This window comes from Streptomyces mutabilis, assembly GCF_046628145.1.
In the GTDB taxonomy this organism is placed as follows: Bacteria; Actinomycetota; Actinomycetes; order Streptomycetales; family Streptomycetaceae; genus Streptomyces; species Streptomyces mutabilis.
Genome location: NZ_CP176874.1, coordinates 2022301 through 2045568 on the forward strand (window position 1 = coordinate 2022301; position 23268 = coordinate 2045568).

General features: G+C 72.6%; 19 protein-coding genes. 10 read left to right on the plus strand and 9 right to left on the minus strand.

The window, feature by feature from the left end; translation table 11 throughout:
• Nucleotides 1-18 precede the first annotated feature (18 nt).
• Nucleotides 19-996: a prolyl aminopeptidase gene (gene pip / locus ACLIN4_RS08955; RefSeq protein ID WP_289910963.1), complete on the minus strand. Its 978-nt coding sequence runs from the start codon at nt 994-996 to the stop codon at nt 19-21.
• A 42-nt stretch (nt 997-1038) separates the two neighbouring features.
• A complete protein-coding gene (locus ACLIN4_RS08960; RefSeq protein ID WP_107476844.1) occupies nt 1039-1752 on the minus strand; it encodes a uracil-DNA glycosylase in 714 nt (237 codons plus the stop codon).
• A 145-nt stretch (nt 1753-1897) separates the two neighbouring features.
• Here ACLIN4_RS08960 and ACLIN4_RS08965 point away from each other — a divergent pair, with 145 nt between their 5' ends.
• Nucleotides 1898-2509, plus strand: a complete 612-nt coding sequence (locus ACLIN4_RS08965; protein WP_107476843.1) for an RNA-binding S4 domain-containing protein — start codon at nt 1898-1900, stop codon at nt 2507-2509.
• A gap of 219 nt (nt 2510-2728) precedes the next feature.
• Entirely contained in the window at nt 2729-2986 is a 258-nt protein-coding gene (locus ACLIN4_RS08970; protein ID WP_107476842.1) for a DUF6343 family protein, read from the plus strand.
• Nucleotides 2987-3053: 67 nt separating this feature from the next.
• On the opposite strand, the gene ACLIN4_RS08975 is transcribed toward ACLIN4_RS08970, so the two are convergent.
• The 4 genes from ACLIN4_RS08975 to rpsA all read right to left on the minus strand — a co-directional run bounded on the left by ACLIN4_RS08975 (nt 3054) and on the right by rpsA (nt 6911).
• Entirely contained in the window at nt 3054-3434 is a 381-nt protein-coding gene (locus ACLIN4_RS08975) for a tetratricopeptide repeat protein (RefSeq protein ID WP_043374149.1), read from the minus strand.
• A gap of 131 nt (nt 3435-3565) precedes the next feature.
• Nucleotides 3566-4171, minus strand: coding sequence for a dephospho-CoA kinase (gene coaE / locus ACLIN4_RS08980; protein ID WP_100044690.1), 606 nt, complete (start codon nt 4169-4171; stop codon nt 3566-3568).
• 136 nt (nt 4172-4307) lie between these two features.
• Nucleotides 4308-5246, minus strand: a complete 939-nt coding sequence (locus tag ACLIN4_RS08985; RefSeq protein WP_107476841.1) for a PAC2 family protein — start codon at nt 5244-5246, stop codon at nt 4308-4310.
• A gap of 165 nt (nt 5247-5411) precedes the next feature.
• A complete protein-coding gene (rpsA, locus tag ACLIN4_RS08990; RefSeq protein ID WP_100044691.1) occupies nt 5412-6911 on the minus strand; it encodes a 30S ribosomal protein S1 in 1500 nt (499 codons plus the stop codon).
• A 313-nt stretch (nt 6912-7224) separates the two neighbouring features.
• On the opposite strand from rpsA, the gene ACLIN4_RS08995 reads away from it, so the two are divergent.
• Nucleotides 7225-8118 (plus strand): class I SAM-dependent methyltransferase, encoded by an 894-nt coding sequence (locus ACLIN4_RS08995; protein WP_411575645.1) that lies wholly within the window; start codon nt 7225-7227, stop codon nt 8116-8118.
• A gap of 72 nt (nt 8119-8190) precedes the next feature.
• Entirely contained in the window at nt 8191-10872 is a 2682-nt protein-coding gene (locus ACLIN4_RS09000) for an ATP-dependent RNA helicase (protein ID WP_411575646.1), read from the plus strand.
• Between the two features lie 75 nt (nt 10873-10947).
• Here the strand turns inward: ACLIN4_RS09000 and ACLIN4_RS09005 are convergent, their stop codons facing one another.
• Nucleotides 10948-12753, minus strand: coding sequence for a lytic transglycosylase domain-containing protein (locus ACLIN4_RS09005; protein WP_100044695.1), 1806 nt, complete (start codon nt 12751-12753; stop codon nt 10948-10950).
• Nucleotides 12754-12993: 240 nt separating this feature from the next.
• Here ACLIN4_RS09005 and ACLIN4_RS09010 point away from each other — a divergent pair, with 240 nt between their 5' ends.
• A complete protein-coding gene (locus tag ACLIN4_RS09010) occupies nt 12994-13848 on the plus strand; it encodes a DUF4184 family protein (protein WP_411575647.1) in 855 nt (284 codons plus the stop codon).
• Here ACLIN4_RS09010 and ACLIN4_RS09015 read toward each other — a convergent pair.
• Nucleotides 13769-14182: a hypothetical protein gene (locus tag ACLIN4_RS09015; RefSeq protein ID WP_179350200.1), complete on the minus strand. Its 414-nt coding sequence runs from the start codon at nt 14180-14182 to the stop codon at nt 13769-13771. The genes ACLIN4_RS09010 and ACLIN4_RS09015 overlap by 80 nt on opposite strands.
• 161 nt (nt 14183-14343) lie before the next feature.
• On the minus strand, nt 14344-17070 hold the full coding sequence (gene polA / locus ACLIN4_RS09020; protein WP_411575648.1) for a DNA polymerase I: 2727 nt from the start codon (nt 17068-17070) through the stop codon (nt 14344-14346).
• Nucleotides 17071-17247: 177 nt separating this feature from the next.
• Between polA and ACLIN4_RS09025 the strand changes: the two genes are divergently transcribed.
• From ACLIN4_RS09025 to ACLIN4_RS09045, 5 genes are all read left to right on the plus strand, one after another.
• Complete coding sequence (locus ACLIN4_RS09025; protein WP_411575649.1) at nt 17248-19527, plus strand: FdhF/YdeP family oxidoreductase; 2280 nt, start codon at nt 17248-17250, stop codon at nt 19525-19527.
• Between the two features lie 85 nt (nt 19528-19612).
• Nucleotides 19613-20101 (plus strand): PaaI family thioesterase, encoded by a 489-nt coding sequence (locus ACLIN4_RS09030; RefSeq protein WP_100044700.1) that lies wholly within the window; start codon nt 19613-19615, stop codon nt 20099-20101.
• A gap of 194 nt (nt 20102-20295) precedes the next feature.
• Nucleotides 20296-21009, plus strand: coding sequence for a hypothetical protein (locus tag ACLIN4_RS09035; protein ID WP_411575650.1), 714 nt, complete (start codon nt 20296-20298; stop codon nt 21007-21009).
• The gene (locus tag ACLIN4_RS09040) at nt 21006-21641 is read left to right on the plus strand and encodes a Tat pathway signal sequence domain protein (protein WP_411576746.1); all 636 of its coding nucleotides are present in this window, start codon (nt 21006-21008) and stop codon (nt 21639-21641) included. The genes ACLIN4_RS09035 and ACLIN4_RS09040 overlap by 4 nt, the downstream gene beginning before the upstream one ends.
• Before the next feature lie 287 nt (nt 21642-21928).
• Nucleotides 21929-23167, plus strand: a complete 1239-nt coding sequence (locus tag ACLIN4_RS09045) for a branched-chain amino acid ABC transporter substrate-binding protein (RefSeq protein WP_179342326.1) — start codon at nt 21929-21931, stop codon at nt 23165-23167.
• Nucleotides 23168-23268 lie beyond the last annotated feature (101 nt).

Genomic DNA, 23268 nt, shown 5'->3' on the forward strand with positions numbered 1-23268 from the left:
GGCCGCGCTGCCGCCGGGTCAGTCCTCCCTACGGGCTTCGGCGCGGGCGTACTTGTCGGTCGCCGCCAGCAGGGCCTCGTCACCGACCTCTCCGGCGTCGTGTCCGGCCTCGTCCACGATCACCAGCTCGCTGTCCGGCCAGGCGTGGTGGAGCCGCCAGACGATGCCGAGCAGGTTGCCGAAGTCGAGGCTGCCCTGCACCAGGGTGCCCGGGATGCCCTTCAGCCGGGGCGCCTCCCGCAGGACCACGCCTTCGTCGTTGCCGTCGCCGAGGAAGTGGCCGTTGCCCCAGTAGTGCGTGACAGTGCGCGCGAAACCCATGCGGAACTCCGGGTCCTCGAACCGGGCGACCGAGCCGGGCGGCGCGGGGATGGTCGCCGTCTCCCAGTCGGTCCATGCACGGGCGGCCCGTTCCCGGACTTCCGCGTCGGGCGACTCGAGCAGCCGGTTGTACGCGGCGGCCGGATTGCCGTCGCGTTCGCCCGCCGGGAGCTCGGCGAGGAACCGCTCGTGGGCCTCGGGGAAGATCTTTCCCAGCCCCCGGGTCATGAGGGCCACCTCGGCGTCGGAGCCCGTCGCGACCCCGGTCAGCACCAGCTCGGAGACCACGCCCGGGTGGGTCTGCGCGTACCGCAGGCCCAGGACCGAGCCCCATGACACGCCCCACACCAGCCAACGCTCGATGCCGAGGTGGACGCGGAGCCGCTCCAGGTCGGCCATGAGGTGAGCGGTCGTGTTGACGCTCATGTCGGTGGCGTGGTCGCTCGCGCGGGGCAGCGACCGTCCGGCGCCGCGCTGGTCGAGCAGGACGATCCGGTAGGCGGCGGGGTCGAAGTACCGCCGGAGGTTGGGGCTCGTCCGGCTCCCGGGCCCTCCGTGCAGGACCACCGCGGGCTTGCCGTGCGGATTTCCGGAGGTCTCCCAGTAGACGTGGTTGCCGTCGCCGACGTCGAGCATGCCCTGGTCGTACGGTTCGATCATCGGATAGAGGCCCATCGGCGCAGCCTAGCCCTCCCGCCCTAGTCCGCTCATCCTCAATTACCGTGCGGTCAGCCCTGCCTGCCCGGCCGCCGTGCGCAGCACCTCCCGGAGCATCTCGGGGGTGAGCCGGCCGGTGAACGTGTTGCGCTGGCTGACGTGGAAGCAGCCGAAGAGGTGCAGGGCGGGGCCCTCGGGGTCGTCCAGCGCGACGTGTCCGCCGTGTGCGAAGGCGGGGCGGGGCCGGGGCACGGTCCAGCCGGCCTCGGCGAACGCCGGCAGCGCCGCCTGCCAGCCGAAGGCACCCAGTACGACCACGGCCCGCAGCGTCGGCCGCAGCAGCCCCAACTCCTGGACGAGCCAGGAACGACAGGTGTCGCGTTCGGCGGGCGTGGGCTTGTTGGCGGGCGGGGCGCAGTGCACCGGAGAGGTGATGCGCACTCCGTGGAGCTCCAGGCCGTCGTCGGCGGCGACCGCGGTGGGCTGCGAGGCGAGGCCCACGTCGTACAACGCCTGGTACAGCACGTCTCCGGAGCGGTCACCGGTGAACATCCGGCCGGTGCGGTTGCCGCCGTGGGCCGCGGGGGCGAGGCCGACGATCAGCAGCCGCGCGTCCGGCGGGCCGAAGCCCGGTACCGGCCGGCCCCAGTACGTCCAGTCGGCGAAGGCGGCCCGTTTGGTGCGGGCCACCTCCTCCCGCCAGTCGACCAGTCTCGGGCAGGCACGGCATCCCGCGATCCGCTGGTCGAGAACGGAGAGGCCGCTGGTGTCCATGCCTCCACCGTAAGACCGGTCCGTCCCTGAACGACTTGCCGCGGGACGCCATGACGCCATGCCGGTGCGACGCCATGACGGTGCCGCACCGCCCGCCGAAAAAATGGCGCCCCCCGCCGGCGGGCCGGGCGGTTAAGGTCGAGGCATGGCTTCCGAGCACGACGAGGGCGGCAACGGCGGAACGGCCGGGCCCGGCACGGGCGACGGCAGTACCGCCGCGTCACACACCGCGGACCCTGCGGGGGCGACCGCGTCACGCACCCCGGACCCGGCGACCGCAGCCGCTTCACAGACCCCGGACCCGAAGACCGCAGCCGCGATCGCCGCCGCCGAGGCGGCCGGGCCGCAGAGCGGCGAGAGCGTGCGGGTGGACAGCTGGATCTGGGCCGTCCGCCTCATCAAGACCCGCTCCCTCGGCGCGACCGCCTGCCGGGGCGGCCATGTCCGGGTGAACGGCGAGCGTGTGAAGCCCGCGTACTCGCTGCGCGTCGGCGACGAGGTGCGCCTGCGGCACGAGGGCAGGGAACGCGTGGTCGTCGTCAAGCGGCTGATCCGCAAGCGTGTCGGTGCCCCGGTCGCCGTCCAGTGCTACGTCGACAACTCGCCGCCGCCCCCGCCCCGTGAGGCCGTCGCCCCGGCCGGCATCCGTGACCGCGGCGCCGGCCGTCCGACCAAGCGCGACCGCCGCGAGCTGGAACGCCTGCGCGGGCTGGAGAACCTGAGCCGGGCCCGGAGGGACGCCAAGGCCAAGCCCTGAGCGGCCCCCGGCCCCGTCCCCCTGGTGCCCCTCACGCATTCTCGGCTCCGTGCCCGACCGACGACCCGCTCCCGCACACCCGTCCCCGCGCCCGGTCGATTCACCCGCCCGTGGCCGCGTGCGGTCTCGTGGCCCGACCGGTCCCGTGGCAGCGCCCGTTTCCGCCGCGTGGCCGGCCGGAGTACGTTGGCCACAGGAGGGCCACAGGACGGTGATCCGATGCGTACGGGCAGTGAACCGGTCACCGCGCGCAGTGCGCTGCGGGCGCGCTTCTGGCTGAGCCTGTGGGGGCTGACCTGGGCGATCTTCGGCACGGCCGCCTTCGCGCTCGTCGGACGGTTCGGGTGGGCGCTCGCGTGCGGGGTGCTGTGGCTCGTCGCCACCGTCGACCTCGTCGTCGTCCTCCGGCACATCCGCCAGGGGCCGCACTACCAGCCCGGCCGCGACATCCCGCCGTACCGTCCGCCGAGCGGCTGAGGCCCCGCGCGGTCCGTCGAGTCCGCCGGGCACCGGTCCGGGGCGGGCCGGGCTTCCTCCGTGCCCGTCAGGCCTCGAAGCGTGCCTGTCGCAGGTACTCCGGGTTCGGGTCCAGCGCCGCGGCCAGGCGGAAGTGGCGGCGGGCCTGCTCGCCGCACCCCCGGCGTTCGTAGGTGCGGGCGAGCGCGAAGTGCGCGAAGGCGTTGTCCGGTTCACGCTCCAGGACGATGGTGAACTCCAGCTCGGCCGGTCGCAGTTGGGCCGCCGCGAAGAAGGCACGCGCGCGCAGCAGCCGCGCGGCCGTGTTCTCGGGGTGGGCGCCGATGACCCCGTCGAGCAGTTTCACCGCGCCCCGCGGGTCCCGCGCCGCGAGCAGTTGCTCGGCCGCGCGGAAGTCGATCACATCCGTCTCCGGCGTACGTCCGGTCGATCCGCTGGTGTCGGGCACGGCTGAGTCCTTCCCTCGCTGGGACGGATCAACGCCCGCGCGGATGCGACTATTCCTTGCGCCATCACGGCCAGGACCGCGGCCGAGGCCGTACTGATCGACGCCCGCGGCGGCGGGCACCGCCGGCCCGCTCAGCGCGGCTGGTGCGCCCTGCGGGCCAGCTCGGCCCACACCTCGGCCACGCGGCTCCGCAGGCGGTCCAGCGGTACGTCGTTGTCGATGATCACGTCGGCGATCTCCCGGCGCTGCTCGCGCGTCGCCTGGGCGGCCATGCGGGCCCGCGCGTCCTGCTCGGTCATGCCCCGCAGCCGTACCAGCCGGTCGAGCTGGGTGGCGGGGTCGGCGTCGACGACGACCACGACGTCGTAGAGCGGGGCCAGGCCGTTCTCCGTGAGCAGGGGCACGTCGTGCACGACGACGGCGTCCTCGGCGGCGGCCTCCTCCAGGGCCCGGGAACGGTCACCGACCAAGGGGTGGACGATCGAGTTCAGCGCGGCCAGCTTCTCCGGGTCGGCGAACACGATCGAGCCGAGCTTCGGCCGGTCCAGACTGCCGTCCTCGGCCAGGACCTCCTCGCCGAAGGCCGCCACGACCGCCGCGAGCCCCGGGGTCCCCGGCGCGACGACCTCGCGCGCGATCCGGTCCGCGTCGATCAGTACGGCACCGTGCTCGACGAGCAGCCGCGACACCTCGCTCTTGCCGGCGCCGATCCCGCCGGTCAGGCCCACGGACAGCACGACCGCGCCTCCACATCACCGGTCCCCGCGAGTGCGGGGAGCAACTTGCCGACTCCGATACCGCCGGTCAGACCCCCCGGAACGGCCCCGCCACGGCGGGGAGAGACGGGGCATGATCGTCCGCCAGACTAGCGGATCAGCCGTCGCCCTCCCGCTCCGCCAGGAACCGTTCGAACTCGCGGCCGATCTCGTCCGCCGAGGGGATCTCGAGGGGCTCGGCGAGCATGTTGCCGCGCGTCTCGGCGCCGGCGGCGGCGTCGTACTGGTGCTCCAGGCCCTGCACGAGGGCGGTGAGCTCCTCGTCGCCCTCCTGGATCTGCCGGTCGATCTCGGTCTGGGTGCGGTGGGCCTCGGTGCGCAGCGAGTGCGCGATGCCCGGCAGGACCAGTCCGGTCGCCCCGGTGATCGCCTCCAGCACGGTCAGCGCCGCGTCCGGGTACGGCGAGCGGGCGATGTAGTGCGGGACGTGCGCGGCGACGCCCAGCACCTCGTGGCCGGCCTGCATGAGGCGGTACTCGACGAGTGCCTCGGCGCTGCCGGGGACCTGCGCCTCCTCGAAGGGGCTGGCGTGGCCCGGGACCAGGTCGGTGCGGGTGCCGTGCGGGGTGATGCCGACGGGGCGGGTGTGCGGGACGCCCATGGGGATGCCGTGGAAGTTGACCGACAGGCGGACACCGAGCCGCTCCACGATCTGCCGCACGGCGGCGGCGAAGCGCTCCCACTCCACGTCCGGTTCTGGGCCCGACAGCAGCAGGAAGGGCGCTCCGGTGGCGTCCTGGACGAGCCGCACCTCGATGGTGGGCTCCTCGTAGGCCGTCCAGGTGTCCCGCTTGAAGGTCAGCAGCGGGCGGCGGGCCCGGTAGTCCACGAGGCGGTCGTGGTCGAAGCGGGCGACGACCTGGTGCGGCAGAGAGTCGAGCACCTGGTCGACGATCTGGTCGCCGGTCTCGCCGGCGTCGATGTATCCGTCGAAGTGGTAGAGCATGACCAGTCCGGCCGACTCCTGGGCGAGTGCCATGTCGACGACGGCCAGGCCCTTCGGCTCCCATGCGTACAAACCCTGCGGATCAAGCACAGTGTCCGCTCCCCTCCTCGTGTCCGTACGTCACAACGTCCGCACGGGGGCCGGCATTCCCGGCCGGCAGGGCTGTGATCTTGTCCGTGTCGCGGGCACGGCTGAGGGGCCGCACCTCGAAAGGTACGGCCCCTCGGTCAACGGCTGAGCCTCAGCGGCCCGCGGTCAGCTCTGGCCGCCGGCCAGCTTCTCGCGCAGCGCGGCCAGCGCCTCGTCCGACGCCAGGGCGCCCGACTGGTCGCCACCCTCGGAGGAGTACGAGCCGCCACCGGACGCGGCCGGAGCCGCACCCGCGGTGTCGCCACCCTCGGCAGCGGCCTTCTCGTCCGCCTCGCGGGACTTGATGACCTGCGCCTGGTGCTGCTCGAAGCGCTGCTGCGCCTCGGCGTACTGGGTCTCCCACGCCTCGCGCTGGGTCTCGTAGCCCTCGAGCCAGTCGTTGGTCTCGGGGTCGAAGCCCTCGGGGTAGATGTAGTTGCCCTGGTCGTCGTAGGACGCGGCCATGCCGTACAGGGTCGGGTCGAACTCGACCGCCGACGGGTCGGCACCGAAGGCCTCGTTGGCCTGCTTCAGCGAGAGGCTGATGCGACGGCGCTCGAGGTCGATGTCGATGACCTTGACGAAGATCTCGTCGTTGACCTGGACGACCTGCTCCGGGATCTCCACGTGGCGCTCGGCCAGCTCGGAGATGTGGACCAGACCCTCGATGCCCTCGTCCACGCGGACGAACGCACCGAACGGCACCAGCTTCGTGACCTTGCCGGGCACGACCTGGCCGATCTGGTGGGTGCGGGCGAACTGCTGCCACGGGTCTTCCTGGGTCGCCTTCAGCGACAGGGAGACGCGCTCGCGGTCCATGTCCACGTCGAGGACCTCGACGGTGACTTCCTGACCGACCTCGACGACCTCGGAGGGGTGGTCGATGTGCTTCCAGGACAGCTCGGAGACGTGGACCAGACCGTCGACGCCACCCAGGTCCACGAAGGCACCGAAGTTGACGATCGAGGAGACGACGCCGGACCGCACCTGACCCTTCTGGAGGGTGGTGAGGAAGGTCTGGCGGACCTCGGACTGGGTCTGCTCCAGCCAGGCACGGCGGGACAGGACCACGTTGTTGCGGTTCTTGTCCAGCTCGATGATCTTGGCCTCGAGCTCCTTGCCCACGTAGGGCTGGAGGTCGCGGACGCGGCGCATCTCGACCAGGGAGGCCGGGAGGAAGCCACGGAGGCCGATGTCGAGGATGAGACCACCCTTGACGACCTCGATGACGGTACCGGTGACGATCCCGTCCTCTTCCTTGATCTTCTCGATGGTGCCCCAGGCACGCTCGTACTGGGCGCGCTTCTTCGAGAGGATCAGGCGGCCTTCCTTGTCCTCCTTCTGGAGAACAAGGGCTTCGATCTCGTCACCGACGGCGACGACCTCGTTGGGGTCGACGTCGTGCTTGATCGAGAGCTCGCGGCTCGGGATAACGCCTTCGGTCTTGTAACCGATGTCGAGCAGGACCTCGTCCCGGTCGACCTTCACGATGACGCCGTCGACGATGTCGCCGTCGTTGAAGTACTTGATCGTCTCGTCGATCGCGGCGAGGAAGGCTTCCTCGTTACCGATGTCGTTGACCGCTACCTGCGGGGTGGTGGCGGTGGTCTCGGTGCTGCTCGTCATGTGGGAAAGGGCTCCGGTACGGACATTGAGTCGTAGGTACTGCTTACGCCGGGAGCCCGTTTCGCTCTGCAGAAGCCGGACAGCCAAGTAAGCGTCACCGAAAACCGCTGGTGACGCCTCGAGAACCGAGGGGACATACAACAGATGCGAGCGCGACCTGCTACGTCTGAGGTGCGCAGGCCCGCAGCGCAACTTGTAGCATACGGGGGCAGCCGGGCGGGGTCAATGCGCGAAGCCGCACACCCGGGGCGGATCGCCGCATTCCCGGCACAAGTGCCGTCCACCGAGGCCACATGGACCCCTCGGACGTCCCTTGCGACACGCGGGGCCGGCGGCACGGAAGAGCCCGCAGACTAGTACGAGGGAGCCGGTCATCCAAGAGTTCGTAGCGTCCGAGGCCGAAGCCGGCGGACCCGCCGAGCCCGAGGCCACCCGGCGTGCCGCCGGTGTCACGGAGAGCTCCCGCGCCAACCGCGGCTGGTGGGACCGAAACGCGGACGAGTACCAGATCGAGCACGGCACCTTCCTCGGCGACGACCGCTTCGTGTGGTGCCCCGAAGGCCTGGACGAGGTGGAGGCCGAGCTGCTCGGCCCGCCGGAGGACCTGAAGGGCAAGGACGTCCTGGAGATCGGCGCCGGCGCCGCCCAGTGCTCGCGCTGGCTGACCGCCCAGGGAGCGCGTCCGGTGGCGCTGGACCTCTCCCACCGCCAGCTCCAGCACGCGCTGCGCATCGGCTCCTCCTTCCCCCTGGTCTGCGCGGACGCGGCCGTGCTGCCCTTCGCGGACGGCTCCTTCGACCTGGCGTGCTCGGCGTACGGGGCGCTGCCCTTCGTCGCCGATCCGCGGCTGGTGCTGCGGGAGGTGCGCCGGGTGCTGCGGCCCGGGGGCCGTTTCGTCTTCTCCGTGACGCACCCGCTGCGCTGGGCGTTCCCGGACGAGCCGGGCCCCGAGGGCCTGTCGGTGTCCGGCTCCTACTTCGACCGCACGCCGTACGTCGAGCAGGACGACGAGGGCCGCGCGGTGTACGTCGAGCACCACAGCACGCTCGGCGACCGGGTGCGGGACGTGGTGACTTCCGGGTTCCGGCTGGTGGACCTCGTCGAACCGGAGTGGCCGGACTGGAACACCTCCGAGTGGGGCGGCTGGTCGCCGCTGCGCGGTCGTCTGATCCCCGGGACGGCGATCTTCGTCTGCGAGCGCGACTGAGGCACGCGCCCGCTCGGCCCGGTACGTACGCGCGCGTGGAGGACGGTTTCGCGGGCGTACGACACTGGGGGCGTGATCCGTTACGACGCCCTGGACGCCCTGCCCGTACGCGGTGCCCTGCCCGCCCTGCACGACGCCCTGGAGGGGCACGGCACCGCGGTGCTGGTCGCGCCGCCCGGCACCGGCAAGACGACGCTGGTGCCGCTCGCGCTGGCGGGGCTGCTGGGTGAGGGTCCCGCGCGGCGCGTGGTCGTGGCCGAGCCGCGGCGGATCGCCGCGCGGGCGGCGGCCCGGCGAATGGCGTGGCTGCTGGGCGAGAAGCCCGGCGGGAGCGTCGGGTACACCGTGCGCGGCGAGCGGGTCGTCGGGCGGCACGGGCGCGTGGAGGTCGTCACGACCGGTGTGCTGCTGCAGCGGCTCCAGCGGGACCAGGAGCTGACGGGCGTCGACGTGGTGGTGCTCGACGAGTGTCACGAGCGGCATCTGGACGCGGACACCACGGCGGCGTTCCTGTGGGACGTGCGGCAGGCGCTGCGGCCGGAGCTGCGGCTGGTGGCCGCGTCGGCGACGACCGACGCCGAGGGCTGGGCCCGCCTGCTGGGCGACGCGCCGGTCGTCGAGGCGCAGGGGGTGTCGTACCCCGTGGAGGTGGTGTGGGCGCCGCCTGCGCGCCCGGTGCGGCCGCCGCACGGCATGCGGGTGGACCCGGCGCTGCTCGCGCACGTGGCGTCGGTGGTGCGCCGGGCGCTGGCCGAGCGGGACGGGGACGTGCTGTGTTTCCTGCCGGGGGTCGGTGAGATCGCCCGGGTCGCCGGGCAGTTGACGGGCATCGGGGACGTCGAGGTGCTCCAGGTGCACGGGCGGGCGCCGGCGGCCGTGCAGGACGCGGTGCTGGCGCCGGGCGCACGGCGCCGGGTGGTGCTGGCGACCGCGGTGGCCGAGTCGTCGCTGACGGTCCCGGGCGTGCGGGTGGTCGTGGACGCGGGTCTGGCCCGGGAGCCCCGGGTGGACCACGCGCGGGGGCTGAGCGCGCTGACGACGGTTCGGGCCTCGCGTGCCGCGGGCCGGCAGCGGGCGGGGCGGGCCGGACGTGAGGCGCCGGGCGCGGTGTACCGCTGCTGGGCGGAGGCCGAGGACGCCCGTCTGCCGCGCTTCCCGGCACCGGAGATCAAGGTGGCCGACCTGACGGCGTTCGCGCTCCAGGCGGCCTGCTGGGGCGATCCTGACGCCTCCGGGCTGGCGCTGCTCGATCCGCCGCCGGGCGGGGCGATGGCGGCGGCCCGGTCGGTGCTGACGGCGGTGGGCGCGGTGGACCGTGCCGGTCGTGCCACCGAACGGGGCGCACGGCTGGCCCGCCTCGGGCTGCATCCCCGCCTCGGGCGGGCGTTGCTCGACGCGCGGGGCACGGTGACGGGGGCACGGGGGTCTTCTCACCCGCGGGGCTCCGGCACACGCACGGACACCGGCGTCGGGGACGCGGACGCTCCCCACGCGCGCCTCCCGGGCGAGGGGGCCCGCGACGACCGGGGCCCGGGTACCCGCGCCCCGGGCAGCCGGCCCTCCGACGCCGCAGGCCCCGACGTCGGTGGCCCGGCGGCGGTGGCCGAGGTGGTGGCCCTGCTCAGTGAGGAGCCGCCCCGGGAGTACGGGGACGATCTGGTGGCCGCGCTGCGCACCGCTCGGCGCGGGGCCGATGCCTACGGGGCCCGGTGGCGGACCGAGGTCCGACGGCTGCAGGCCGCCGGGCAGGACTCCGGCCCCGGCGTGGGGCGGGAGGTCACCGACGACGGTGTCGCCGGGCTGGTGACCGCGCTCGCGTTCCCCGAGCGGGTGGCCCGGAAGGACGGCGGTTCGTACCTCATGGTGTCCGGCACCCGGGCCGAACTCCCGGAGGCGTCGGCGCTGCGCGGGGCACCGTGGATCGCCGTGGCGGTGGCCGACCGGCCCGTGGGGAAGGGGCACGCGCGCGTGCGGCTCGGCGCGGTCGTGGACGAGGCGACGGCCCGGCTGGCGGCGGGGGCGCTGCTGGAGGAGACGGACGAGGTCCACTGGGCCGACGGCGACGTCGTGGCCCGGCACGTCGAACGGCTCGGGGCGGTGGAGCTCACGGCACGGCCGCTCACCGCCGCCGACCCCTCTCTCGTGCGGAACGCGCTCCTGGAGGGACTGCGGCGAGAGGGGTTCGGGTTGCTGCGTTGGCCGGCCGACGCGGTGGTACTGCGGCAACGGCTCGCCTTTCTGCGGCGGCGGCTCGGCGAGCCCTGGCCCGACGTCTCGGACGACGCGCTGCACGCGCGCGTGGACGAGTGGCTGGAGCCCGAGCTGAGCCGGGCCCGTCGGCGGGCCGACGTGGCACGGATCGACGCCGGACAGGCACTGGCACGGCTGCTGCCCTGGGCCTCGGGGGAAGCGGCACGGCTCGACGAACTCGCGCCGGAGCGGATCACCGTCCCCAGCGGGTCCAGGGTCCGGATCGACTACGACGACCCCGCGCAGCCGGTGCTCGCGGTGAAGTTGCAGGAGATGTTCGGACTGCACCGCTCGCCCGAGGTCGCCGGGGTGCCGCTCCTCGTCCATCTCCTCTCCCCCGCCGGCCGCCCGGCCGCGGTCACCGCCGACCTGGCCTCCTTCTGGAAGGACGGCTACTTCGGCGTACGGGCGGAGCTGCGCGGCCGCTACCCGAAGCATCCGTGGCCCGAGGACCCGGCCACCGCGGAGCCCACCCGGCACACCAAGGCCCGGCTCGCGAAGTGAGCGGGTGACGACGCGCCGAGGGGCGCCCCCGCCGAAGCGGAGGGCGCCCCTCGGTCGTTCGCGCGGGTGCCGCGCCTACGCTTCCGGCTCCGTCGACGGCTCGGTCGAGGGGCTGGGCGAGGCGTCGGGCGATTCGGGGGACGGGCTCGGCGTCGGCTCCGCCTCGGCCACCTTCAGCTGGACGTTGAGGGCGGCGCCGCCCGCGGTGGTGAGACGCAGCACGAACGTGCCGCTGGTGTCGTCCGCGTACAGCTTCGGCAGCGTCAGCAGGCCCTTGGCGTCGGTCTTCAGGCCGGTCAGGGTGCGGACGGGCTTGCCGTCGGCGTCCTTGAAGTAGGGGCCCTTGTCGTTCTCGGCCGGGTCGAGAACCGACTTGGCGAGCGTGGCGGTGACGGCGACCTTGTCCGCGGCGGCGCCCCGGTACGTGGCCTTGACCGCGACCCGGTCCGCGAACTCGCCGCCGGGCGTGCACGTCAGCTCGGTCGCGCCGGTGCGCGCGAGGGCGTCGGCGACCCGCTCGGTGACGGTCGCCCTGTAGTCGATGCCGGGGACGGTGCGGCCGGCGACGGCGGCGCGCACGGTGAAGGCGCCGGTCTTCTCGCCCGCGACCAGTGCGGGCGCGACCGCCACGCCGGAGGCGTCGGTGGTGGCCACGGCGACCTTCTCGCCGCCGGCGAAGGTGGCGTCCGTGTCGCCCAGCACGGTGAAGCGGATCCGCACCTTGCCGACGGCCTTTCCGGCCTCGGTCTCGGCGCGGGTGCTGATCTTCCTGGTGAAGGTGTCGCCCGCGACCGCGGTGAGCCCCGTGGTCCCGGCGTTCTCCAGGTGGTGCACCGTGTCGGTGGGGGTCGGGGTGCCGGACGGGGTCTCCGGGTCGGTCGGCGGCTTGGGGCTCGGGGAGCCGGTGCCGGAGTCCGGCGGGGCAGTGGGTGTGCCGGGTGCGGTGGAACCGCCCGGCTTGACCGGGCTGGGCGACGGCGTGCCGGGGGACGTGGGGCGCGTGGTCGCGCCCGTACCGCCGGGGGACGTCTGGCGTCCGCTCGCGGCGCCGTCGTCGCTGCGGCCCACGGGCAGGGTGCCGGTGCCGTCCGGGATCTCGTGGGTGCCCTTGCGGTAGTGCTCCAGCCACGACAGGACCGTGTACAGGTAGTCCTGGGAGTTGTTGTAGCTGAGGATCGCGCGCTTGAGGTCGGCCTGGTCGGACAGGTCCCAGCCGTTGCGGCACAGGTAGTGGCCGGCGGAGAGCGCGGCGTCGTAGATGTTGTTGGGGTCTTCCTTGCCGTCACCGTTGCCGTCGCGGCCCGCCCACGCCCAGGTGGAGGGGATGAACTGCATGGGGCCGACGGCGTTGTCGTAGGCGCTGTTGCCGTCGTAGACGCCGTTGTCGGTGTCCTTGATGAGCGCGAAGCCGTTGCCGTCGAGCTGCGGGCCGATGATCGGACTGGTCGTGGTGCCGTCGGCGGTGACGCGGCCGCCGCGGGCCTGACCCGACTCCACCTTGCCGATGGCGGCGAGGAGTTGCCAGGGGAGGTTGCAGCCTGGCTTGGACCGGCGCAGCTCCGACTCGGCCTTCTTGTAGGCGTCGAGGACCGTGGCGGGGATGCCCGCCTCGGACGGTGTCCGGGACGCGGGGGTGCCGATGGTCGGCGCGGGGCTCGGGCTGTTCAGCGGCGGCAGGTCCGTGTAGTAGGGAGAGTTGCCGGTCGCGCTCTCCTCGGCGGGCGTGTCGAAGGTCGGCACGTTGTCGGAGGTGGTCTGTCTGCCGTTGGCGTCGGCCGTCACGTTGGGAGCCTGGGACGCGGACAGGGCCGCGACCGCGACCGCTGCCACGGTGGTGGTGACCGCCGCCTTGCGGAGCCTCCTGTCGAATTGCGCCGCCATAGAGTGAACCCCTCCCATGGACGCCCGCGCGTCCGTCCGTTCGTTCCCGGCTGTCGTACTCGCCCGTCGTACCCGTCCTGTTGCGACGATCGGTGCGCGCCGGAGGTTGCGCCGCAACTTTCCCGCGCGATGTTCGTCTGTTCGATCAGTACGGTGCCGCACGCGACCCTACGGCAACTTGCTGTGCGCGGGGACCCGTTCGCGCCCGATATTCACCAGTTGGCCATACGAGGAGTTCCGTTGCCGTTCACCCTCAGTCATGCCGCCGCCGTCCTGCCCGCTTTGAGGGGTGACGGGACCGGACGGGGGCGGCTGGTACCGGCTGCGCTGGTGGCGGGCTCCTTCTCGCCCGACATGACCTATTACGCGGCGAGTTTCCTGTCCGGGGCGATGGAGTTCGGGGACGTCACGCACGCCTTCCCTGGTGTCTTCACCGTCGATGTGGTCATCGCCTGGGCTCTGGTGGGTCTGTGGCTGCTCGTGCGCGAGCCGCTGGTGGCCCTGCTGCCGAGGGCCCGGCAGGGGCGGGTCGCCGCGCTGCTGCGCTGCGGGGCGACCCGCGCGCGCGTGACGCCCTCGCTCCTGCTGTGGTGGTACGTGTCCGCGGTGCTGGGGGCGTCGACGCACGTGGTGTGGGACGCGTTCACGCATCTCGACCGGTGGGGGATGCGGGTGTTCCCCGTCCTCGGCCGGGAGATCGCGGGCTCTCCTCTGTACTGGTACCTCCAGTACGGCGGTTCCGCCGTGGCCGCCGTCGTGCTCGCCGTGTTCCTGGCGCGGGCGCTGCACCGGGCGCCCCGGACCGAGCCGCTGGGCGTTCCGGTACTCCTGGTGCGGGACCGGTGGTGGGCCGGGGCGGTGGTGGGCGGTTGTGCGGTGGCCGGGGCGGTGCGGCGGGCCACCCGGTGGTGGGACTACTGGGGTGACGTGGCGAAACCCTGGGAGCTGATCCCGACGGTGTGCTTCGGGGCGGGCGCGGGGCTCGTCCCGGGACTGCTGCTGTACGCCGTGGCGGTCAGGGTGTGGCGTCCGGCCCCGGTCCCCGCCCGCCCGGAAGGCGCCGGTACGGAGCCGGACCGCCGGGTCGCGCGCTGAGCGCGTCGGTGCCGGCGACGAACACGGTGAAGGTGTGCGCGGGCCGGGTCCGCGGCAGCAGCGTGAGGGCGAGCGCCAGGTAGCCGCGGGCGAGGTCGGCCCACAGCCGCCAGGCGGGCGTCTCGCGCGGCATCGGGGCGGTCCGGTCCCGGCGGACGAGTCTGCGGCGGAGGTCTGTCGTGGTGCGGCGCAGGGCCGTCGCGAGGGTGGTGGGGGTGCGGCCGGTACTTGCGCCCGGCGCGAAGACCGGGACCGGTAGGAGTGGCACGCGGGCGGGTCGGTCGGTGCTTGCCCGTGCCGGTGTCGTCCGGTGGTGGAGCATGCGTATACCCATGCCCGCATCCTCAGGGGAGTCGGGGGCGGGGGGCGCTTTCGCGGGGGCCACCTGAGTGACGGGGCCGCCGGGCGCGCGGAGGAGGAGGACGCCGCGAGCACGCGACACACGCGACCCCGCGGCGCTCCCCCATCACATCCCGTACCGCCGACCGCCGCAGGCTAGTGCGCCGCCGACTCCCAGTCCGGTCCCGCGCCCACCGAGACGCCCAGGGGGACCCTGAGCCGCACGGCGTCCGCCATCTCGCGGCGGACCAGTTCCTCCGCCGCCGCCCGCTCGCCGGGGGCGATCTCCAGGACGATTTCGTCGTGGACCTGGAGCAGCATGCGGGAGGAGAGGCCGGCCTCGCGCAGCGCCTTGTCGACGTTGAGCATGGCGATCTTGACGATGTCGGCCGCCGTGCCCTGGATCGGGGCGTTCAGCGCCATGCGCTCGGCCGCCTCGCGGCGCTGGCGGTTGTCGCTGTTGAGGTCGGGCAGGTACCGGCGGCGGCCGAAGAGCGTCGCCGTGTAGCCCGTCGCCCGGGCCTCGTCGACGACCCGGCGCAGGTAGTCCCGTACTCCGCCGAACCGCTCGAAGTAGGCGTCCATCAGGCCGCGGGCCTCGGCCGCCTCGATGTTCAGCTGCTGGGAGAGGCCGAAGGCGGACAGTCCGTACGCCAGGCCGTAGGACATGGCCTTGATCTTGCGGCGCATCTCCGCGTCGACCGCGGACTGCTCGACGGAGAACACCTGCGCGGCGGCGGTGGTGTGCAGGTCCTCGCCGGAGGTGAAGGCCTCGATCAGGCCCGCGTCCTCGGAGAGGTGGGCCATGACGCGCAGCTCGATCTGGCTGTAGTCGGCCGTCATCAGCGACTCGAAGCCCTCGCCGACGACGAACCCGCGGCGGATCGCCCGGCCCTCGTCGGTGCGGACCGGGATGTTCTGCAGGTTCGGGTCCGTGGAGGAGAGGCGGCCGGTCGCGGCGACCGTCTGGTTGAACGTGGTGTGGATGCGGCCGTCGGAGGCGATCGTCTTGATCAGGCCCTCGACCGTGACCCGCAGCTTGGCCTGCTCGCGGTGGCGGAGCATGATGACCGGCAGCTCGTTCTCCGTCTGGGCCGCGAGCCAGGCCAGGGCGTCGGCGTCGGTGGTGTAACCGGTCTTGGTCTTCTTGGTCTTCGGCAGGTTCAGCTCGCCGAAGAGGACTTCCTGGAGCTGCTTGGGCGAGCCGAGGTTGAACTCGTGCCCGGCCGCCGCGTGCGCCTCCTTCACCGCCTGCTGCACGGCACCGGCGAACATCTGCTCCATGGCCTGGAGGTGCTCCCGGTCGGCCGCGATGCCGTGCCGCTCCATGCGGGCCAGCAGCGCGGACGTGGGCAGCTCCACGTCGCGCAGCAGGTCGCCGGCGCCGACGTCCTGAAGGCGGCCCTCGAAGGCCTCGCCCAGGTCGAGGATGGCGCGGGCCTGCACCATCAGCGCCTCGGCCTCGGCGCCGTCGTCGGCACCGAAGGCGAGCTGGCCGTCGGCCGCGGCGGCGGGGGCCAGCTCGCGGTGCAGGTACTCCAGGGAGAGCGCGTCCAGGTCGAAGGAGCGGCGGCCCGGCTTGACCAGGTAGGCGGCGAGCGCGGTGTCCATGCCGACACCGGCGACGCTCCAGCCGTGCTCGGCGAAGACGCGCATCGCGCCCTTGGCGTTGTGCAGGACCTTGGGCCGGTCCGGGTCGGACAGCCAGGCCGCGAACGCCGCCTCGTCGGCCTCGTCGAGCTCCGTCGGGTCGAACCAGGCGGCCTTGCCGTCGGCCGCGGCGAGCGCGACCTCGGCGACCGAGCCGGTGCCCAGCGCCCAGGTGTCGACCGTGGCCACACCGAGGGGCTGCGTGCCGTGCTCGGCGAGCCAGCCGGCCACCTCGCCGGTGCCCAGCACGGCGCCGTCCAGCTCCACCCCGTCCGCCACGACCGGGGTCGCCTCGGCCTCCTCGGCGCCCGGGTCGACGGCGTACAGCCGCTCCCGCAGGGACGGGTTGCGGATCTCCAGGGTGTCCAGGATCATGGCGACGCCCTTGCGGTCGTACGCCGTCCGCTCCAGGTCGGTGACCGTCTTCGGCAGCTCGACCCGCCGCTCCAGCTCGGTGAGGCGGCGGTTGAGCTTGACGGACTCCAGGTGGTCGCGGAGGTTCTGCCCGGCCTTGCCCTTGACCTCGTCGACGCGCTCCACCAGCTCCGCGAAGGACCCGAACTGGTTGATCCACTTCGCGGCCGTCTTCTCGCCGACGCCCGGGATGCCCGGCAGGTTGTCGGACGGGTCGCCGCGCAGCGCCGCGAAGTCGGGGTACTGGGCGGGGGTCAGCCCGTACTTCTCGAAGACCTTCTCCGGCGTGAAACGGGTCAGCTCGGAGACGCCCTTGGTCGGGTACAGCACCGTGGTGTGCTCGCTGACCAGCTGGAAGGAGTCCCGGTCGCCGGTGACGATCAGCACGTCGAAGCCCTCGGCCTCGGCCTGCGTGGCGAGCGTGGCGATGACGTCGTCGGCCTCGAAGCCCTCGACGGCGAAGCGCTGCACGCGCATGGCGTCGAGCAGCTCGCCGATCAGCTCGACCTGCCCCTTGAACTCGTCGGGCGTCTTGGAGCGGTTCGCCTTGTACTCGGTGAACTCCTGGGACCGCCAGGTCTTGCGGGAGACGTCGAACGCCACCGCGAAGTGGGTGGGCGCCTCGTCACGCAACGTGTTGGCCAGCATCGACGCGAAGCCGTAGATCGCGTTGGTCGGCTGGCCCGTCGCGGTCGTGAAGTTCTCCGCGGGCAGCGCGAAGAACGCGCGGTAGGCCAGCGAGTGCCCGTCCATGAGCATCAGGCGCGGACGGTCGCCGCCGGAGGTGTTGTCGGTCTTCTTCGATGCTGTCTCTGCCACGCCCCCGATCCTGCCACGGACCACTGACACTCGGCCCCGCCCTCGCCGTCGGCACGGACCGGCCTGCGTCCGCCGCGACCACCGTTCCGGATTCCGGCCCGCCCGGCCTCCTTCGCTGTCACAGGGACGTGCGAGGATCGGAGACGTACCTCACACGCGTAAGCGAAGGAGCGCGCGATGGCCACCAAGCCGCCCAAGGGTGATCCGGTTCAGGACGCGCCGCAGATCACGGAACCACAGCATGCGGCGGCGGGGATTCCGGCCATCGGGCACACCCTGCGGATCGCGCAGCGGCAGATGGGCGTGAAGCGGACCGCGCTGACGCTGCTGAGCGTCAACCAGAAGGACGGCTTCGACTGTCCGGGCTGCGCCTGGCCCGAGCCGGACCACCGGCACAAGGCGGAGTTCTGCGAGAACGGCGCGAAGGCCGTGGCCGAGGAGGCCACCCTGCGCCGGGTCACCCCGGAGTTCTTCGCCGAGCACTCCGTGGCCGACCTCGTCAACCGCAGCGGCTACTGGCTGGGCCAGCAGGGACGGCTCACGCACCCGGTGTACCTCCCGGAGGGCGGCGAGCACTACGAGCCGGTCACCTGGGAGCGCGCCTTCGACATCGTGGCGGAGGAGATCGCCGCCCTGGGCTCGCCCGACGAGGCGGTCTTCTACACCTCCGGGCGCACCAGCAACGAGGCGGCGTTCCTCTACCAGCTCTTCGCGCGGGAGCTGGGCACCAACAACCTGCCGGACTGCTCCAACATGTGCCACGAGTCGTCCGGCTCGGCCCTGTCCGAGACCATCGGCATCGGCAAGGGCAGCGTCCTGCTGGAGGACCTGTACAAGTCCGACCTGATCATCGTGGCCGGCCAGAACCCGGGCACCAACCACCCGCGCATGCTCTCCGCCCTGGAGAAGGCCAAGGCCAACGGGGCGAAGATCATCAGCGTCAACCCGCTGCCCGAGGCGGGCCTGGAGCGCTTCAAGAACCCGCAGACCCCGAAGGGGCTCACCGCGGGCGCCGCGCTCACCGACCTGTTCCTGCAGATCCGCATCGGCGGTGACCAGGCCCTGTTCCGGCTCCTCAACAAGCTGATCCTGGAGACCGACGGGGCGGTCGACGAGGCGTTCGTCGAGCAGCACACCCACGGGTACGAGGAGTTCGCCGAGGCGGCCCGCGCCGCCGACTGGGAGGCGACCCTCGCGGCGACCGGCCTCACCCGCGCGGAGATCGAGGAAGCCCTGCGCATGGTGCTCGCCTCGAAGCGCACCATCGTGTGCTGGGCGATGGGCCTGACCCAGCACAAGCACTCCGTGCCCACGATCCGCGAGGTCGTCAACTTCCTCCTGCTGCGCGGCAACATCGGCCGTCCGGGCGCGGGCGTCTGCCCGGTCCGCGGCCACTCCAACGTGCAGGGCGACCGCACCATGGGCATCTTCGAGCGGCCCGCGCCCGCCTTCCTGGACGCCCTGGAGAAGGAGTTCGGCTTCGCCCCGCCGCGCGAGCACGGTTACGACGTCGTACGGGCCATCCGCGCGATGCGTGACGGTGAGGCGAAGGTGTTCTTCGCCATGGGCGGCAACTTCGTCTCCGCCTCCCCCGACACGGAGGTCACCGAGGCGGCGATGCGCCGCGCCCGGCTCACCGTGCACGTGTCGACGAAGCTGAACCGCTCGCACGCCGTCACGGGCGCACGCGCCCTGATCCTGCCGACGCTCGGCCGCACCGAGCGGGACCTCCAGGGCGGCGGCGAGCAGTTCGTCACCGTCGAGGACTCCATGGGCATGGTGCACGCCTCCCGCGGCCGGCTGGAGCCCGCGAGCGCCCACCTGCTGTCCGAGCCGGCCATCGTGTGCCGGCTGGCCCGCCGGGTGCTGGGCGAGCGCAGCGCCACGCCCTGGGAGGAGTTCGAGAAGGACTACGCGACGATCCGCGACCGCATCGGGCGCGTGATCCCCGGGTTCGAGGACTTCAACGCGCGCGTGGCCCGCCCCGGGGGCTTCGCCCTGCCGCACGCCCCGCGCGACGAACGCCGCTTCCCGACGGCCACCGGCAAGGCCAACTTCACCGCGGCGCCGGTCGAGTACCCCGAGCTGCCCGAGGGCCGGCTGCTGCTGCAGACGCTGCGCTCGCACGACCAGTACAACACCACGATCTACGGTCTGGACGACCGCTACCGGGGCATCAAGAACGGCCGCCGGGTGGTCCTGGTCAATCCTCAGGACGCCCGGGAGCTCGGCGTCCGGGACGGCGCGTACGTCGACCTGGTCGGTGAGTGGAAGGACGGTGTGGAGCGGCGGGCCCCCGGCTTCCGCGTCGTGCACTACCCCACGGCCCGGGGCTGCGCGGCGGCGTACTACCCGGAGACCAACGTCCTGGTGCCGCTGGACGCCACCGCGGACACCAGCAACACCCCGGCCAGCAAGTCCGTCGTGGTCCGTCTGGAACAATCGACGACCGACTGAGCGTTTGCTCAGCGGCGCCGACGGCCCGTCCCACCGGGCCGGCCGGCGGATCCGACAGACGGAGCGACGAAACGGAGCCGGGCCCATGGGCGAGCAGCAGCAGGTGCAGTTCCCGCAGGAGGTCATCGACGAGTACGCCACGCTCGGCGTCGACCTGCCCGCACTCTTCTCCGCCGGGCACCTCGGGACGCGCATGGGGGTCCAGATCCGCGAGGCGTCGGCCGACCGGGTCGTCGGCACCATGCCGGTCGAGGGCAACACCCAGCCGTACGGGCTGCTGCACGGGGGCGCCTCGGCGGTGCTGGCCGAGACGCTCGGGTCGGTCGGCTCGATGCTGCACGGCGGCACCTCCAAGATCGCCGTCGGCGTCGACCTGAACTGCACCCACCACCGCGGCGTCCGCTCCGGTCTGGTCACCGGGGTGGCCACGCCGGTGCACCGGGGGCGGTCGACGGCGACGTACGAGATCGTGATCAGCGACGAGCAGGACCGCCGCGTGTGCACCGCCCGGCTGACCTGTCTGCTGCGGGACGTGAAGCCGGGCGACGGGGCGCAGGCGGGCGCGACCGCCTGAGCGGCGGCGCGACCGAGCCGATCGACACGCCCCCGTCGCCACACCGCCCGCGTCGGCGCACGGCCGCCGTGGACTCACCGCTCCCGTCGGCGCACGGCTCCCGTCGACTCTCGGCTCCCGTCGGCACACAGCCCCGGAGGGCATATCGCGCGCACGGCATTGCTCCCGGCCACCCGGCGCCCTAGCTTCGGGGCATGGGACGGGGAGAGGCCCCCTGGCCGGGGGCGACGGCTCGGCGGTTCCGCTTCGCCTCCGCACGGCGTGATCCCGCCCGGCGTGATCCCGCCCGGCCCGCGACCGCACCACCCGGGCCGGCACCGTCCGGACCGCCACGGCCCGGACCGCCGCCGCCCGCGTACGCACACCCCGCACCCGAACGCGCCGCCCGCCAACGCGCCGCCCGCCAAGGGTTGGAGCGGCACACGCCCGAGCACACCGCGCGGGAAGCCCCCGCACGCGAACGCGCGACGCACCGGCGCGGCGCACGCGACCGGATCGTCCCGGTCCTGATGGCGCTCGCGCTGACCCTGCCCGCCGCCGCCTGCGGCAACTCCCCCGCCGACAGGGCCGCTTCCGACAACGCCACGGAAGCGACCGCGCCGACCCCGGCATCCGCGTCCACGTCCGCATCGGCCCGACCCGCCCTCTCCCCCGAAGAGTTGTGTACGACCGCCGTCCGCCACTGGGCACGCGAACTGCTCGACGGCGCCACCCCCTACGGCGACTACCAGTCGATGGGCCTCTCCAACCGGCAGTACGACATCCTCCGCGAAGTGGTGAGCGCCGCGAGGACCGCGGAACGCGACCGAGGACCGCGCGCCGCACGGATGCTGATCGACCATCAGGCGCGCGCCGGGTGCGCCGATCCGTACCACGGCGGCGGCCCCACCGAAGGCCCGTGGCGATGAGCGGCGCCGGCCCCGTCGAGCCGGGCGAGGGCACCCACGCCTGGGACGACACGGACACCCGCGCCTGGGACGAGACGGACATGCCCCGGCCGCCCGGCCGCCCGCGAGGCCGGCTCGCCCGGCGCTACCACCGCCACCGCAGGGCAGTCCTCGGCTGCGCCACGGCCCTCGCCGTACTGGCGGGCAGCGGCTACCTGTACGCCGGCCGGCCGCGGCAGCCGACGCCTCCCCCGCCGCCGTACCCCGTCCAGGTGGTGGACCTCGTCTACCTGGACGCGGTACCCGGCCCCGGCGGGGCCGCGCCCGGCGACTTCAGCTTCGCGGTACTGCTGAGCGTGCGCTCCGGTCGGCCCGTCACCGTGACGCGCCTGGCCCAGCCCTACGACGGCCTCGCGATGACCTCGTCACCCGCGGCACCTTTCCAGACAAAGTCGCATTCGGCCCGCAAGATCATTGTCACGCTGAGGGTGACGGAATGCGAAAAAGCACCCCGGAACCTCGGACTCCCTTTCTTGGATGTAACGCTACGTAATGCGCGCGCAATACAGGCCCACAGTTTCATCCTCGGATCACGCTATGCACAGGACCTCTCCCAGGCCCTTCAAGCCGCCTGCGACCAGGATTCCGGGTAATCACCAAAACGCTCCAGACGCCTGAACTCCGCGCTCCGGTCCTGCGGGTTCTCAGCATGTGGACCGGGCGAATCGGCCGGAATTCCGCCCTTCTTCCCAGCCAGTACCGCTCTGCATTACCCCGTGTCATAACAAGAGCGTCACAGCCTGAGTCAGACCCTCCTCCACGTTCCCCACACACGCTTAGAGTCACGGCCAGTCACCGCGCAGTCCGATTGTCACTTCGGCCCAGCGCTCGACTCGGCCGCCTCCAGGGGGACGCGGCTGTGCCAGGGAAAGGACTGATCGTGCGTCAACGTTCGCTCATCGCCATCACCGCCGCTCTGGCGGCGGGAGCACTCACCCTCACCGCCTGCGGCTCGCGCGACGACGACGGCGGCTCGGACTCCGGCAACGGCGGCGGCGGTGGCACCACCGTCGTCATCGGCGTCGACGCCCCGCTGACCGGCGACCTGTCCGCGCTGGGCCTCGGCATCAAGAACTCGGTGGACCTCGCGGCCAAGACCGCCAACAAGGACAACTACGTCGACGGCATCAAGTTCGAGATAGAAGCCCTCGACGACCAGGGCCAGCCCTCCGTCGGCCAGCAGAACGCCACCAAACTCGTCGCCAACGACGACGTCCTCGGCGTCGTCGGCCCGCTGAACTCCTCGGTCGGCGAGTCCATGCAGAAGGTCTTCGACACCGCCAAGCTGGTCGAGGTCTCCCCGGCCAACACCAACCCCTCCCTCACCCAGGGCGTCGACTGGCAGACCAAGAAGGTCCGCCCCTACAAGTCGTACTTCCGCACCGCGACCACGGACGCCATCCAGGGCCCGTTCGCCGCCCAGTACGTCTACAACGACTCCAAGAAGCGCAAGGTCTTCGTCATCGACGACAAGAAGACCTACGGCGCCGGCCTCGCCGCCACCTTCACCGAGGAGTTCAAGAAGCTCGGCGGCCAGGTCGTCGGCACCGAGCACATCAACCCCGACACCAAGGACTTCAACGCGGTCGCCACCAAGGTCAAGAACTCCGGCGCCGACGTCGTCTACTACGGCGGCGAATACCCGCAGGCCGGCCCGCTCAGCAAGCAGATCAAGGCCGCCGGAGCCAAGATCCCCGTGGTCGGCGGCGACGGCATCTACAGCGCCGACTTCATCAAGCTCGCCGGCGCCAGCGGCACCGGCGACCTCGCGACCTCCGTCGGCGCCCCCGTCGAGGAACTCCCCTCCGCCAAGGAATTCGTCGCCAACTACAAGGCCGCCGGATACAAGGAGGCCTACGAGGCCTACGGCGGCTACTCCTACGACTCCGCCTGGGCGATCATCGAAGCCGTCAAGGCCGTCGTCGAGGCCAACGACGGCAAGCTCCCCGACGACGCCCGCGCCAAGGTCGTGGACGCCATGCAGAACGTCTCCTTCGACGGGGTGACCGGAAAGGTCTCCTTCGACGAATTCGGTGACGCCACCAACAAGCAGCTCACCGTGTACGCCGTCGAGAACGGTGCCTGGAAGTCGGTGAAGTCCGGCACCTACACCGGCTGACCCACCACCCGCACCACCGAACCACGAGCCGCGCGGGGCGCTGTCCACAGGCGCCCCGCGCGGACTCGCATCCGGCCACATCCGTCGAACGTTCCGAAAGT